This window comes from Colwellia sp. 75C3, from assembly GCF_002836255.1.
Classification (GTDB): Bacteria; Pseudomonadota; Gammaproteobacteria; order Enterobacterales; family Alteromonadaceae; genus Colwellia.
In genome coordinates this window covers 498769-513719 of the sequence record NZ_PJAU01000033.1, presented here as the reverse complement: position 1 = coordinate 513719, position 14951 = coordinate 498769, and the positions used below count along the sequence as shown (strand labels likewise).

Annotated in this window: 13 protein-coding genes; 1 reads left to right on the top strand and 12 read right to left on the bottom strand. The window is 37.5% G+C overall.

All coding sequences use genetic code 11. The features are described 5' to 3' along the window. Positions 1-98 precede the first annotated feature (98 nt). The 11 genes from rng to CXF85_RS23280 all read right to left on the bottom strand — a co-directional run bounded on the left by rng (position 99) and on the right by CXF85_RS23280 (position 12338). Entirely contained in the window at positions 99-1556 is a 1458-nt protein-coding gene (gene rng, locus CXF85_RS06655) for a ribonuclease G (RefSeq protein ID WP_101227728.1), read from the bottom strand. A gap of 33 nt (positions 1557-1589) precedes the next feature. Then, positions 1590-2219 carry a Maf family protein gene (locus tag CXF85_RS06650; protein WP_101227727.1) on the bottom strand — a complete coding sequence of 210 codons (630 nt, stop codon included), beginning with the start codon at positions 2217-2219 and terminating at the stop codon, positions 1590-1592. 104 nt (positions 2220-2323) lie between these two features. Beyond that, the gene (gene mreD / locus CXF85_RS06645; RefSeq protein WP_101227726.1) at positions 2324-2803 is read right to left on the bottom strand and encodes a rod shape-determining protein MreD; all 480 of its coding nucleotides are present in this window, start codon (positions 2801-2803) and stop codon (positions 2324-2326) included. Next, positions 2803-3699: a rod shape-determining protein MreC gene (mreC, locus tag CXF85_RS06640; RefSeq protein WP_101227725.1), complete on the bottom strand. Its 897-nt coding sequence runs from the start codon at positions 3697-3699 to the stop codon at positions 2803-2805. The genes mreD and mreC overlap by 1 nt, the downstream gene beginning before the upstream one ends. Positions 3700-3914: 215 nt before the next feature. Next, the gene (locus tag CXF85_RS06635; RefSeq protein ID WP_011045290.1) at positions 3915-4958 is read right to left on the bottom strand and encodes a rod shape-determining protein; all 1044 of its coding nucleotides are present in this window, start codon (positions 4956-4958) and stop codon (positions 3915-3917) included. Between the two features lie 251 nt (positions 4959-5209). Beyond that, entirely contained in the window at positions 5210-9004 is a 3795-nt protein-coding gene (locus CXF85_RS06630; protein ID WP_101227724.1) for a DUF6701 domain-containing protein, read from the bottom strand. Next, positions 9005-9511, bottom strand: coding sequence for a hypothetical protein (locus CXF85_RS06625; RefSeq protein ID WP_157829039.1), 507 nt, complete (start codon positions 9509-9511; stop codon positions 9005-9007). Between the two features lie 160 nt (positions 9512-9671). Beyond that, positions 9672-10244 carry a hypothetical protein gene (locus CXF85_RS06620; protein WP_101227722.1) on the bottom strand — a complete coding sequence of 191 codons (573 nt, stop codon included), beginning with the start codon at positions 10242-10244 and terminating at the stop codon, positions 9672-9674. Positions 10245-10418: 174 nt separating this feature from the next. Further along, positions 10419-11279, bottom strand: a complete 861-nt coding sequence (locus tag CXF85_RS06615) for a PilW family protein (RefSeq protein WP_101227721.1) — start codon at positions 11277-11279, stop codon at positions 10419-10421. Further along, positions 11279-11839 carry a prepilin-type N-terminal cleavage/methylation domain-containing protein gene (locus CXF85_RS06610; RefSeq protein ID WP_101227720.1) on the bottom strand — a complete coding sequence of 187 codons (561 nt, stop codon included), beginning with the start codon at positions 11837-11839 and terminating at the stop codon, positions 11279-11281. The genes CXF85_RS06615 and CXF85_RS06610 overlap by 1 nt, the downstream gene beginning before the upstream one ends. Then, positions 11820-12338 (bottom strand): prepilin-type N-terminal cleavage/methylation domain-containing protein, encoded by a 519-nt coding sequence (locus CXF85_RS23280; RefSeq protein ID WP_101227719.1) that lies wholly within the window; start codon positions 12336-12338, stop codon positions 11820-11822. The genes CXF85_RS06610 and CXF85_RS23280 overlap by 20 nt, the downstream gene beginning before the upstream one ends. 137 nt (positions 12339-12475) lie before the next feature. Here CXF85_RS23280 and CXF85_RS06600 point away from each other — a divergent pair, with 137 nt between their 5' ends. Next, positions 12476-14176 carry a PglL family O-oligosaccharyltransferase gene (locus CXF85_RS06600; protein WP_101227718.1) on the top strand — a complete coding sequence of 567 codons (1701 nt, stop codon included), beginning with the start codon at positions 12476-12478 and terminating at the stop codon, positions 14174-14176. Between the two features lie 299 nt (positions 14177-14475). Here the strand turns inward: CXF85_RS06600 and CXF85_RS23275 are convergent, their stop codons facing one another. Beyond that, positions 14476-14946, bottom strand: coding sequence for a prepilin-type N-terminal cleavage/methylation domain-containing protein (locus tag CXF85_RS23275; protein WP_269801155.1), 471 nt, complete (start codon positions 14944-14946; stop codon positions 14476-14478). Positions 14947-14951 lie beyond the last annotated feature (5 nt).

The following is a 14951-nucleotide window of genomic DNA, read 5'->3' as shown; positions in this document are numbered from 1 at the left end:
TATTTGTTCTGATGTATTGACTAAGCTCAATTAAGTTATCGCCTACTCAGCGATAATTAAAAAGCGCTGAGTAGGCAATGAATTCAATAAAGTTGGCTTTACATCATAACAACGTCAAATTGTTCCTGATTATACATGGGTTCGGCTTGTACTTTAATCAACTTACCAATAAAAACTTCAACTTCAGCTAAATTATGGTATTCATCATTGACGATAAACTCACTCACTGCAGTTGAAGCATAAACCGTGAACTTATCTGCGTCATGAGCACGATTTACCCGTACGATTTCTCTCAGTATTTCAAAACAAACCGTCTCAACTGTTTTTAGATGACCTCGACCAGTACAAAGTGGGCATTCGCCACACAAAACATGTTCTAAACTTTCACGAGTACGTTGACGTGTCATTTCGACCAAACCAAGGGCAGAAAAGCCATGCAGACTGTATTTGACCTTATCTTTACTCATTGCCGTATTTAGACTGTGCAATACCCGACGTTTGTGATCTTCATTATGCATATCGATAAAATCAACGATAATAATACCGCCTAGATTTCTTAATCTAAGTTGTCTAGCAATAACCTGAGTCGCTTCGATATTAGTACTAAATATAGTGTCTTCTAAGTTACGATGGCCAACAAATGCACCGGTATTAATATCAATAGTAGTCATCGCTTCGGTTTGATCTATTATCAAGTAGCCGCCTGACTTTAACTCAATTTTACGATGTAATGCTCGCTGTATCTCTCGCTCTACTGAGAACAAGTCAAAAATAGGAAGTTCACCAGGGTAATATTCTAATGTCGGCGTTAATTCAGGCACAAACTCTTGGGTAAATTCGCTTATGTCTTTAAAGGTTAAGTTAGAATCAACGCGAATACGTTCAAGGTTAATACCAACAAAGTCTCGTAAAACCCGAAAAGATAATGATAAATCTTGATAAAGCGGTAAATTAGTTTGCTTACGTTGTTTGCGCTCTAATACTTTTTGCCAAACTCTGCGTAAGAATTCTGCATCGTGCTGTAGTTCTAACTCACCAGCTCCTTCACCGGCAGTACGGACAATAAAACCTTGTTGTTCATCGCAGTAAGGACTGACAATATCTTTTAATCTATCTCGTTCCTTGGCGCTTTCTATACGTAATGAAACACCTGCATGCTGAGAATTTGGCATCAATACCAAGTAACGCGAAGCAACGGTAATATCTGTGGTTAAGCGTGCCCCTTTTGAGCCCAGTGGATCCTTTACCACTTGCACCATAATATATTGCCCTTCATGTACTAAGGAGCGAATATCAGGTACTTGATCTGTTTCTTCTTTTAAGATGAGTTTGGTATTAATATCGGAAGCATGTAAAAAAGCAGCTTTATCTAGATTGATATCGACAAAAGCAGCCTGCATACCTGGGAGTACACGAATGATTTTACCTAAATAGACATTACCGACAATGCCACGTTTCCCTTGGCGTTCAATATGCACTTCTTGCAATGAACCATTTTCGATTAAAGCAACACGTGTTTCGCTAGGAGTCACATTTATTAATAATTCTGCACTCATAATATTCCTTATTTCAAAAACTTATTTCAAAAATTATTTCGATTGAATACTGCCAACAAAACCGGCTTTAGCCAGTAATTGCGCTGTTTCATATAATGGTAATCCAACGACAGCGGAGTAACTGCCATTGATGCTTTTAACAAATTGTCCCGCAATGCCTTGAATACCGTAACTCCCAGCCTTATCTTGCGGCTCACCGGTTAACCAATAAGCTGAAATTTCAGCTTTTGTTAATGTCTTAAATACAACATCAGTGGTGATAACTTGCCCTTCTACACTGTTTTTACTTACAAGAGCAATAGCCGTTAATACTTGATGTTGATTATTGGACAATAAAGATAACGTCTTTATACAGTCGGCTTCATTGTCTGGCTTACCTAGTATTTGGCCATTAAAGACCACACTGGTATCTGAGCCTAAGACATAACTATTCTCTTGTTCAGTTTCAGGCAATAAATTCAAAATATGTAACGCTTTCTGTTTTGCTAAGCGTAATACATAGTTATAGGCTGTTTCTGCTTGTTCTTCTGTTTCATCAATATCACTTGCCTGAACAGAAAATTGATAACCTAATTGCGCTAATAATTCCCGACGTCTAGGTGATTGTGAAGCAAGGATTAGCTTTTGATTGGTACTTATTGAATTAGCTATTGAGTTGGTCATAAAAATTAATTACTGCTGTTATAGCTAGCCCTTGAGAAAGTTTTGAACTACACATGCAGCTTATTTAATGCATGATGGCTTAATACATACCATTTAAAATAGCGTTATTTAATACGAAAATGGCGACGAACACGGCGGAGTAATAAAAATACCCATGGCCAAAGTACAATGGTAGTAACTACTGGATATAAGTAATTAGGTAAGAATACAACATCACTTAAGAAGCGTTGTAACCAAAAAACAACAAGATGATATTGCGCTGAAAGCACACCAATAATAAGCGCTTGCTGCCACACAGAAAAGTTTCTAATCTTTTGGAAATTGACCACGATAATATAAACGGATAACGCCATTGCGCAAGCATGCACACCCAGCACAGAGCCAAGTAATACATCGAGAATAAATCCCATTACCCAAGCGGTAATGATGTTTACTTTACTCGGTAACGCTAAACACCAATACACTAAAACGATTAACACCCAGTCAGGACGAAAAGCATCAAAACTAAGTGGCATTGGGGTAATACTTGCCATCAAGGCTATAAGCAAGGTAAGCAGAATGATAAAACCATTATTGCTAAACATTATGACTTCCCTGCAGTGGTAGTCGTTTTCTTCAAGCTAGTACTGTTAACAGCCTGCTTTTTTGATTCATTGTTAGGCTGATCTTTGGAAAGTAACAACATATAACGTAGTCTATCTATTTGCGCGACTGGCTCGCTATATATAGTAGCAAACTCACGTGATTCGTCAGTACGTACCAAGACCACACGGGCAACTGGGTAACCCTCTGGGTATTTACCACCTAAGCCAGAAGTAACTAATAAATCGCCTTGTTTAACATCAGCACTATGCGCAACAAAATTATGAATAAGACGATCAATTTGACCACTACCCGACGCAATAAGTCTTAAACCATTTCGTTGAATTCGAACCGGTATTGCGTGAGAAATATCACTAATTAAAATAACGCGTGAGCTACTCGAACCTACATGTAAGATTTGACCCACAATACCTTTTTCATCAAGTACTGGTTGTCCTTCATACACGCCATCATTAGCACCGCGATTAATAACGACTTGATGTGAATAAGGATCACTATCAACGGACAGTATTTCAGCGAACATTTTTTTGATTTCATTACGAACAGGTGAAGAAAGTAGCGAACGTAATCTTTCGTTTTCTAGGCGGACAATACTTAATTCCATTGCTTGCTCGTGAAAAAACAATTCATTTTCACGAAAGTCTTGGTTTTCTTTCATTAACTGTCGGCGAGTAACAACGTTTGTTGATGCCCAATTCATAATTTGTTTTGGCGCATTAGCCATATATTGCAATGGACTTACCATCGATTGTAAATAGCCGCGGACAGTTTCGAAACTCGACATTTTATGGTCGAAAAAAATCAAGGCCATCGAACAGCAAAGCACCAAGATAAGTCGGTGTGCTGGTGATGTGCCTTGATTAAAAATTGGGTTCATAAAAAGCTACAAGCTTGAGGAGTAAGGTTTTGATGTTATAAAAAGAATATAGTTCAACAATATAGCACCATAACTTTCAATCAATAATTTATTCACAGGCATTTCGCGCAAGTACAAGGCAATGGCACGGAGTTGACGTTAGTCAATGAGTACTATTAACGCCGTAATTGAGCTAAATGACACTGAAGAAAAATTGATTTTATTCGTATGAGAACTTACTCATACGAAAAGAGGTCGCCACCATGCATATCAATCATCTCTAATGCTTTACCACCGCCACGAGCAACACAAGTTAGTGGGTCGTCAGCAACAACAACAGGAATACCCGTTTCTTCCATTAACAAACGATCAATGTCTTTTAATAAAGCACCACCGCCAGTTAACACCATACCGCGCTCTGAAATATCAGACGCTAGCTCAGGTGGCGATTGCTCTAAAGCCACCATAATAGCACTAACAATACCGGATAATGGCTCTTGCAATGCTTCTAAAATTTCGTTGCTGTTCAACGTAAAGCTACGTGGAACACCTTCAGCAAGGTTACGACCGCGTACTTCAATTTCAATCAACTCTTCACCTGGGTAGGCAGAACCAATTTCATGCTTAATGCGTTCAGCTGTTGCTTCACCAATTAAGCTACCAAAATTACGACGAACATAGTTGATAATGGCTTCGTCAAATTTATCACCACCGATACGTACTGATGACGAATAGACCACACCGTTAAGTGAAATAATACCCACTTCGGTAGTACCGCCACCTATATCAACTACCATAGAACCAGTCGCTTCAGAAACTGGCATACCTGCACCAATTGCTGCAGCCATTGGCTCATCAATTAAATAAACTTCACGTGCACCAGCACCCATCGCAGATTCACGAATAGCACGACGTTCAACTTGGGTAGAACCACAAGGAACACAGACTAAAACTCTTGGGCTAGGGCGTAAGAAGTTGTTGCTGTGCACTTGTTTAATGAAGTGCTGTAGCATTTTTTCAGTAACAAAAAAGTTAGCAATTACACCATCTTTCATCGGACGAATAGCTTCAATATTACCCGGTGTTCTACCTAACATTGCTTTTGCGGCAACACCTACAGCAGCAACACTTTTCGAGCCACCAGAGCGATCTTGACGAATAGCAACTACAGAAGGCTCGTTTAATACAATACCTTGGTCTTTTACATAAATAAGTGTATTTGCGGTACCTAGATCGATTGAAAGATCGTTAGAAAACATGCCGCGTATTTTTTTAAACATAAGCTCAAAATGTCCTGTAAAGTGCTAATTAAGTAGACGCTGTCAATTTGCGAAAAGCAGATCGGATAATCATACCTTAGAATTTAGTTAATGTGTTGCTTTTTTGAAGGAAAGCACTAAAGAAAAGTTAAAAATATATATTTATTTACTACCAATACATTTTGCTGCTTTTTAGTCGCATTTTTTTAAGCCACAGAAACGAAAAATGAGACTGATGTCTCATTTTTATTATTCTTAACCAATGCACTCGACTAGTTTATTTTCTCTATTTCGCGCTGATAGATAATACGGTCATTACCTCGGAAAATCCCGAAAGTAGCAATTGAGAACGGATTATCATTAAATAACCCATCAACATCTGTTGATGTAAAGGGACATTGCAAGTTACCAGGGTCTGTCGCCCACTTGTATTGTAACCAAGGAGCTATCGCATAACTAACGCAGACTTGCCCTGTATTACCGGCCCCAGGGGCCGTTAATTCAATAGCACGTGTGATTCCAGCTGGTGTTTCATCTTTAAAATGCCCCGCTATAGGCGTTATATCAGGTAAAGGCGTAGATGCATTAAAATTAATCAAATCGATATTTGTTAAACTCATTTCGGTCGCGTTATAAGGCGTACATTCATCATCCTCAGCAACGATATACTGGCCATCTTTAAAGTAGTTCACTGATAATGGCTGAGGTAGGTTTGACGTTTCCGGGCCATAGCTATTTTCTAATTGAACACGACCAAAACGAATTTCAACACCTACGGGTTCGAGTGTTAACACACTATCAAGAGCATTACTTAAATCACCATCATTATCAAAATCACCATCGGCATCTAATGCGGTAACATCATCTGGGTCAATAACAGAAACGATTGGTAAGTTAATATCCGTAGTAAATATATTTATCTCTGCATTTAATTCATGATGATAAACAAAATTATCTTCATTTTTATAGGCATAGGTTATTACACCTGATTCTTCATTATTTTGTAATTCTAGTGTAGAGATATTATTAAGATTAGCCGTTAATGCCAATTTAGTACCTAGAGAGCCATCTTCAGCGTAATCAAAGCTTGGAGCAAGGCGAGTAATACTACTGCCAATAAGCTTCATAAAATCGCCAGTATAATTTACGGTAGTATTGGCCGAACCTAAAGACTTAGCAGTGATGGTAAAGCTAGGGTTTAAGCTGACCTTATAGCGAATAGCACCAGTAATAGGGCTAGCACTATTCATTTGACCACTATAAGCAAAGGGAATATCTCCTGCTAGATCTGGATTTTCACAATATGCAGCTAGATCACCATCTATCTTTTCAAGGACAAAGTGATCAGGATAAAAACGACCAACATTGCTAACTTGTCCTACAACATCTCCACCACCTAAATAATCACCATCAGCAACGGCCGCATTTAAGGTAATGATACCCACCTCACTATAAGTGTAGTTATTGTTAACGGTACTATTACTGAAGATATTGGTCGTTTGAGTGACTAGTGTCCCTTCATTTCCATCAAGTAAAGGGTCAGGCAATAATAGTTCTGCATTAACAGTTAACTCTTCATCAGCAAAATTTTCAGCTGTATCATTACCTGTAATCGCTGAAAAATCATCGGGGATACCATTATTATTAGTATCCTGACCACTAACCCACTGCACTGCAGTTGCTGTCATGGTAAAAGTTTCTCCTGCTTTTTTAAAAGCATCACCCATTGCGGTTGTGGCATAGGCTTTACTACCATTGCTGTCATTTGTAAAATTCAAGAAGAAAGCAAAAGGCCTTTCAACAAAAGCATTGGAGCTTCCAGTAAAGTTTTTTATTTCTTTAGTACCATCATTATCGATTACTTCAATATCTTTTTGTGCATTCACAACAAACTTGGCTGCATGAGGGTATTGCAAGGTAAAATTAGCCGTTGAGTTCTCATCAAAACGCAAATTATGCGCTATAGCAGTAGTCGTTAAATTGTAACTATTACCATTATTACCAAATGCTAATAAATCTTGGCAACTGCCGCCGCCTGCACAAGAATAAGATAAATTTATTGCAACATCCGTATTCTCAGGGAAAACGCCCTGACAAACACCCGTTTCAGTATTCTTTTCTACCGCTCGTAGCGTTAATGTTTCAGCATTAAACCCTGTAAAAGAAGACTTTCCTGAAAGTTGCGTAGGAATATCACTGAAAATAAAACCACTATCTTTAAAATCAACATCACAAGAGGTTGTAGCTAGGTCGTTTATACATTTATAAGTGTAATCTAAACTTAAGGTTACATTGCCAACATCAGTATGCGCATAACTAGATGAACCACTGCCACCAGAAAAATTTATTGTACCTTTGCTTGTTGTACTACCGCCTGCTGTAACAAATAGCTCAACTGAAAAAGGATCAGTATTTAAGTTCGTACATGCTGAATCAGCACAAGCCTTTATAATAATATCATCGGCTTCACAAGTTATACCTTGCGCGTCACGGGTATCAATTTGAAAGTGATCTATAATCGGTCCGACATCACAAAAACCACCAAAATCAGGGATGGTATTTTCAAAATAAACATGAGATTCAGAAACCAACAGCACATTATTAGCCGTTACCGCTCCGTTTATCCTAGTACCATTATTTAATGTGATATCACCATCACTATACATAAAAGCTTCAATTGTACTGTTAGAGGTAACGGTCATGCTATTTTTTGAAAATAATAAAAAGTCACCTGCATCACTCGCGGTATTTAATAAGGTGTTATCACCAAAGGTTATTGTGCCTTTTACAAAAAAACGCGCCGAGCCACCATTAACTACTTCGATGGTACTAGCATTTGTAATGAGAACATCCCCCGACACCTTATAATCACCCGATTCAAGTATTAATGTATTCTCGCTAGCTAAAGATATACTGCTGTAATTATTAGGAGTGATGGTTCTGACCTCTTGCCAGCCCATAACGATACTATCTCCTCCGATAGGAAAATTATCATAACTGACAAAAGATGCCGCACTGCCAGATTTAACACAGTCATTATTGGTTAAGTCGCAAGTATTTAAACCACCAATTTTAACAATATTTTCTGTGGTGGCTAATATATTGGTTGAGTTATTATAAATAGAAGAGTTGTTGTTAAACTGTAATATTCCACCATCAGTATGACTTTGAATACCGTTGGGAAAAACGGCATCACAACTTGGTGGGGTAATAGTTTGAGGGATTATTTCACCATTAGCAAAGTGATCTCGGATCCCCGCATTTGTAGAGCTATCAATAAATAAATCAAAATCTCTTGTCGTACTATCGCCCAAATCTACTGTATTAATAGAAATTGTTGTATTTAGAGAACCCGCTGTAATAGTTCCTGTTCCCGTGGTGTTTGTATAATGAGTTCCGGCTAACGCTATGTTATCTATGGTCTCATAGTGAAAAGTGACATCATTGTTAGCATCCGCCAAAGATAGACTCACAATAAAAGTAATGATATCGCCTTGAAATGCTGATGCATCTTCAACTGTTAAGTAACGCCCTGAATCACCTTCATTTGAACCTCCTCCTGTATTTCCGCCTGAGTTGCCTGAACCAGGAGTATCCCAATCACCTGTACCATCGGGTTTACGACGATAAACATGAGAGTTTGCTATTGCAGTGTCCCAGTCATATGCAAGAGCACAACTATTATCTTGTTGAGGAGAATAGCCAACACTTAAATAATCAATAGTATTGCCACTATAGTCAGTGAGAATAATATCAAACCCTTTATTATTTGGAATAAAGGTTGTTGGAACAACAATATAAACATCGTTTGATAGTGATCCATTGGACAATGATAATGGGCCACTGCATCCATCTGCCTCACCCTTTTTTTTAGCTTTACATATTTTAACAAACCAACGATTATAATCTGCTGGTGAAATTGAAGCATCTAACAACTTTATTTCAATGAATCCTGCCTTCCCAGCTTCATTTAGCGTTGCAAAACTCATGTACTGAGAGCAAATAGCAATAACTTGCGTACTTAATAGTAATAAAGAAAAGCAGAATATTTTAATTAAACGATCCACTTACAAACTCCTCGCTTCTACTTGAATGCTACGGCTACTCTTTACTAAAACTTTGCTATCAGATTTCATAAGGCCACTACCACATTTTCCCGTACTGGTTAGACGAAAGTATTTCACGCTACTAACGGTGTCAGAATAGTAGTTATCACACGTTGTTGCGGCTTCGCAGTCATATAGACCAGGAATATCTTTATTTAACACTGTTTGGAAATCATAAGCGGTAACATTAGTCGCATTACAAACACCCGCGACATTATTGAGAGGAAATAGCAGCTGTAATTCTGCCTGCATAGCTGAATTGGCCGCCATATAAGCACGAGTCCCTAAAACCTCTTGCGATACAGTTTCACTGCTTGTGGAAATAATGCGCATTAAAACGCTACCTAACAAAGTTAATATAATAATGACAAATAAGGCCAAAATTAGAGAGCTACCTTGCTGTTTAGAGAGACGAAGTAAGTTGGTGTGTGCTTTATTTTCAGGCAATTGCTGATAACGATTAGACATATTGGCGTTAAGGCTACAATTCATATGGCAGAAGTTAGTACAAAGGTAACGTTAAGCGCCTATTTTTGCAATATAAAGCATAAAAAAAGCCCCGTAAAACGGGGCTTTGATTGAAGTTTTTTGTTACTTAATAAACTAAAAAGTAACTATACAGTAAACACTAAGCAGAATTTTTTCTTAGCTTTGCTTGCAACATGATAAAGGCTACTGCAAAAAGAAGAATACTTAACGGTTCTGGAATAGGTTTTGGAACTGGGGTAGTTAATACTGAAGTACGAACGTAGAAAGTATCGAACCAGTAATCATTAGGCATACTCCCAAGATTAAAGTCTAATACAGTGTCTTCACGGAACTCACTACTGATGTCTCCTAAATCAAAGTCAGAAACACTTACATCATAATCATTAAATTTATTGCTATTGAAAAATTGTGATGCTGTTTTATATCCACCACCTGCGAGTCTAAAGTCGTTCGATGTAATATTAGCAGTAAAAAAACTAAATTCTTCACTAGTCGCTTCACGCCAACCTAAAGTCTCAGGGGAAAATAATTCATTAGTTAATACATCATCGTCATAAGTATATTGAACATTGTCATTAGAGGCCCAAGCCCAGTCTATATTCACGCCCTGATGATCAACGGTAATATAGTTATTATCCGTGATTAATGTGGCGTAAGAAAAACTGGTTGTTAACAAACAAACAGTCAGTGTTAAGAATTTTAATAGCTTCAAAAGTAATCTCTTTATCATTAATATTGGTAAGTGTTACCATATGGAGACAGCATGCAAAATACGAACCAACATACGAAGACAATGATTTCAATGGCTTCTAGGAAATTGAATAATGGAGACTTTAGATATTGTAAAAAAAACTGACACCAGCGAACAACTTAGCGATGACATCATTTAAGGTACATTATTAATATGCACTTCATGGTCGAATACATAGTTCTCATCATTTCGAGTAAAATTAAGATGGATCTGTACCACTGCATTACGAGTCAAAGTCCCTGGTAAATAAGTAAAAGGTAGCTCACCACTAGTTACATCAATCATATGTTCAGCCATTAATACAGGCCTACTTCTCCCTGGAACGGTCAAATTACCACCAATACTATTACTGTATCGATAAATTTTATTTATAAAAGCACAGTATTTTATTTGCTTGTTAGCAATATATAATCGATTAGTCGGTGAATTCTCTGAAAACATAACCTCATTGTTATTACGAATACTTATTTCCCAAGGATCTTTAGTATCATCGACCTCGTCAATAGAGAAAACTTTACCAACGCTATCATTATGATCCTCATATATATCATTAGGATTTAAAGGGTAAACCATTAGTAAATCTTGGCAGCCATCACATTCGTAAGGTTGATTACTCTCGTTTTGAAATTCAATCGCTTTAACTATTTTACTTGCTGGCTCAGGAGATACAGGTATATCGATATAAACAGTACTTGCAACAATAGGAACAAATTCGATGCATTGTATTGTATTTGTACTATTTGTACCAATACGGATACTGTTGGGTACGGCATTACGTAACTCTCGGTTTAGCCGCTCAATAACAAAACGGGCATTACTTACCAATCCATCACGATTAGTGGCGTTTAAATAAGTTTGTGTTGATAAAGTTATGAAGCCACTTATTCCAACAGCCATTATTCCCAGAATCATAATGACTAAGATAAGTTCTAATAAGGTAAAACCTTTGCTGAACTCACTTCCTGTAATTATTGGTTTATTTTTAAATATGCTCATCAAAAATTCACCTTATGACTGCTAAACTCAATAGCGGTTCCTAATGGCGTAGTAACAGTGACAGTAATACGTTTCGCTAAATCATTCGTTAGAAGACCTAAATCTAAACCTGCATAGACTACGCTGACATTTATAATAAATTGATTATAACCATCATCGATATTCCCATCAGTGGAATTCTTCCTGTCTGTATAGTTGTTAAAATCATCAACATCATCAAATAAATTTCGATTCGCTTCTCCATCGACGACGTCTGGGCCAAAATCAACTTCATCTGTACAGTCGTTCGTTCCATCCGCTGGTTCACCACACCTGATATGACCACCACTCATATCTGAATTATTATCAAAGGCGCGACTAGTTATATCATTCATTAAACTTTGAGCAAGTTCAGACGCCTTAATCTGCAAAACATTATCGGCACTTTTCTCTTCTGCCGGCACTATCAAGGTACTAACTATGGAAAGTGATATTGTTAAGACGACTATACCGACAATAAGCTCAATTAAAGTAAAACCTTTTTGATACTTACGTTGATTATTAAGGGGCGTCAAACGCATGAATATAACCCTCCGATTCGATGGTAATAGTTAAGGTTGTCTCACTAGGTCTGAGGATGTTAATTGTACAACCTCCATTACAATCGTAAAGAGGACGTCCCATCCAGTCAAAGCCGACACGTTTAGGATTGATTTGACCATCAACGTTATAGCTTATTAGATAATCTTCATCGACTTTATGCCCGGTAGCATCGGGTTCCCAATCTTTTATTGGGGTAGGGAAAGTAATGTTATCGCAATCAACTCTATCTGGAATTCCATATAGATTGACCCCCTCAACCACGTCAAAAACAATTTGGTGACAATAATCATCCGTGGTATCTGTTTGCTGCATTGCACGTTGTTGAGTTAAACGTAGAGCTGAGATAAGTTGAGCTCGGTGGGAATGGGCTTCATAACTGGCTGTACCATCAAACTTAGGCGCTACTGTCACCGCTAAAATACCAATAATAATGATCACGACAATCAATTCTATTAAGGTAAAACCTTTATTATTCATTTTGTTTTCTCTATTGCGGCTGACAAAAATTTCAAGACGAACTACCCAACATCACCTACAAAATATAGTGATTATCTTACAACACTTTAGCTATAGATTGTATACTCTAGCATCGCAATTACTACGACGAGTTTATTTTGTCTTTATTACCCTACTTTAAATTCTTTCTTGTACTGTATTTTCTTATTGGCATGCACATTATTTTAGATACGCCTGGCGGCGTTGGCTTATATTATTCCTACAATGTTGTTGCTTGGCTAATTACCACTATTCTCATCTCGCTTGGTCTGTGGCAAGTCACCTTAAACAAAAGAATTTACTATAGTAAAATGTTGTTATGGTTAAGCTTGGGCTGTGCTTGTTTGGTCATACCCATTTTTTATGATTTTGAATTTACCGACCATGCTATTCCACGCGTTCTAGCGTTAGTAGGTGGTTTACTTTTTCTCTTTTCTCTTTATCAATTTCAGCTATCAAAACTTGATGCATTACACTTACTTGTTGTCATACTTCTCGCGGTAGTAATTGAAGCCAGCTTTGGCTTAGTTCAGTTCTTTCTATTGGAAGAAGGTGATTGGGGTGGTTATATTGTTGGCAGTAGCAGGCCGCACGGTGTGTTCATTCAACCCAATGTTATGGCCAGCTTTATGGCTACCGGTTTAGCCATTGCACTATTTATCTCCGTAAAAAGAAAAATATTTTCAAATAAATTACTCTTTAATAGCTTAATAATCTTGAGCCTTTTTGTTACTAGCTTCTTATTAATATTACTGCAATCACGCACAGGGTTTGTTGCTGCATTTGCCGTACTTTTACTCAGTGCGCCTTATTTATATCAAAAGTGCAAAAAACAGTTATTCATTAATCTAGCGGTTATCATCATTGCCGTACTGAGCGCAGTGATCAGTCTAGAAAATTCATCAACACCTGTTCGTGGACAGCAAGTGTATGGCAATGTTGGTGCAAGAGATGTAATTTTTATTGTCAGTGCAGATATGATTAAAGAAAAGCCACTTTTAGGCTACGGCTATGGAAGCTTTGAGCGTAGCTTTATTGATCATTTCAATAAGTACGCCATAGTGAATCCTGAAGTAGGTAATACCATTACTCGATTATCTCATCCGCATAACGAGGTACTTTTCTGGGTAGCTGAAGGTGGCATTATTGCCCTGCTGGCTTTTATCTTTTTCACTATCGGTTATATAGCCACTTGGCGGAAAATCCCTTTAATTAAGGGGCTGGTATTACTGGCCTTAGTTTTACCCATATTACTACATAGCCAATTAGAGTTTCCTTTTTATAGTTCTGCCAGTCATTGGCTAGTATTTCTAATTATGCTGTGGGTAATGGATAATTATTCCTTAAGCGATGACGCTTTATCTGAGGACGAACAGCATCACTTTGTTAATTGCCCTCAGACATTTTTGCTACGGTTTTTTGCGCTGTTAATACCGAGTATTTTTATTCCTTTTTTAGTCACGACTTTACACACCGCCAACATTCTAGTTGAACATGAGAAGAGTCCTCAGAAGTCATTAGAGCGATTCAATGACATCATTAATCCTATCGCTTGGCAGAGTCGTTTAGATGCGGCGGTGCATGCTCACATATTGGTGATAGGTATACGAGATAAAGATGTTAGTAAACTTAAAGCTTATGTCTCTTGGGCGTTAAAGCGCATAAAACATAAGCCAAGGCTTATCCTTTATCAAAATACTTTATTGGTGTTAAAAGCGTTAGAGCAAACAGAAGCACACCAATTATTATTGGAGGAAGCTAAACGAACCTATCCGCAGGAAATCAATTGGAAAAGCGATATTTTACAAAAGGGTAACTAGCCTGAGTACTACTAAAGTCAGCTAATACTGCCTTTTTGTCATTAGTGCTTTTGGATACGTATACAGCGACAAGATTTGGTGCATATATCAATTGAGAATAAGTATTAGGTATAAGTTGCTGTTAACAATATTTAGCTAAGATTCAAAGCACTTATTATCTCTTACATTATTAGATTGTATAAGATCAAAGTTCCTTCTGACTTACATTATTCCTTCAAGAACCGTGATTTAACTTTCGGACACAAAAAAACCGAGATAATCTCGGCTTTTTTAACAAGTAATCTAAAGGTTATTTGTAATTAACAATCAGTAGTATCACTACTAATAACAGGTTTAATATTTGCACCTGTTGATTCAGCATAAGATGCTACACAGTTTGCTGACGTAGTTGCTTTTGCATGGGTATAAGTTGTACCAGAACCTGATGTAGCAAGTACAAAATCACCAACACTAACCTCTGTATCAATGTCCATTAATAGATCGATAGAAGCCGCATTAGGGTAACCATTTACAAAAGTAATACTGGCACCAGCGATACTTATTGGTCCAACTTGAGTACCCTCAATTAATGCTTTAGCATGAGCCATATCGGCAGCAGAGTTAAGTGAACCTTCAACAGCTTGCACTACGGATGCTTTAGCATCACCTGTTATATCGATAAACTTAGGTGCGGCTGTTACCGCTAAAATACCCAAAATAACGATTACTACAACCAATTCAATTAAGGTAAAACCCTCGTGATTTGCTTTGATATTCATACTATTTTTCATGCTTT

Coding starts and splice junctions, on each gene's coding strand:
- CXF85_RS23275 (WP_269801155.1), bottom strand. CDS start 14,946: ATGAAAAATAGTATGAATATCAAAGCAAATCACGAGGGTTTTACCTTA.
- CXF85_RS06610 (WP_101227720.1), bottom strand. CDS start 11,839: ATGCGTTTGACGCCCCTTAATAATCAACGTAAGTATCAAAAAGGTTTT.
- CXF85_RS23280 (WP_101227719.1), bottom strand. CDS start 12,338: ATGAATAATAAAGGTTTTACCTTAATAGAATTGATTGTCGTGATCATT.
- rng (WP_101227728.1), bottom strand. CDS start 1,556: ATGAGTGCAGAATTATTAATAAATGTGACTCCTAGCGAAACACGTGTT.
- CXF85_RS06625 (WP_157829039.1), bottom strand. CDS start 9,511: ATGTCTAATCGTTATCAGCAATTGCCTGAAAATAAAGCACACACCAAC.
- CXF85_RS06650 (WP_101227727.1), bottom strand. CDS start 2,219: ATGACCAACTCAATAGCTAATTCAATAAGTACCAATCAAAAGCTAATC.
- CXF85_RS06615 (WP_101227721.1), bottom strand. CDS start 11,279: ATGAGCATATTTAAAAATAAACCAATAATTACAGGAAGTGAGTTCAGC.
- CXF85_RS06635 (WP_011045290.1), bottom strand. CDS start 4,958: ATGTTTAAAAAAATACGCGGCATGTTTTCTAACGATCTTTCAATCGAT.
- mreD (WP_101227726.1), bottom strand. CDS start 2,803: ATGTTTAGCAATAATGGTTTTATCATTCTGCTTACCTTGCTTATAGCC.
- mreC (WP_101227725.1), bottom strand. CDS start 3,699: ATGAACCCAATTTTTAATCAAGGCACATCACCAGCACACCGACTTATC.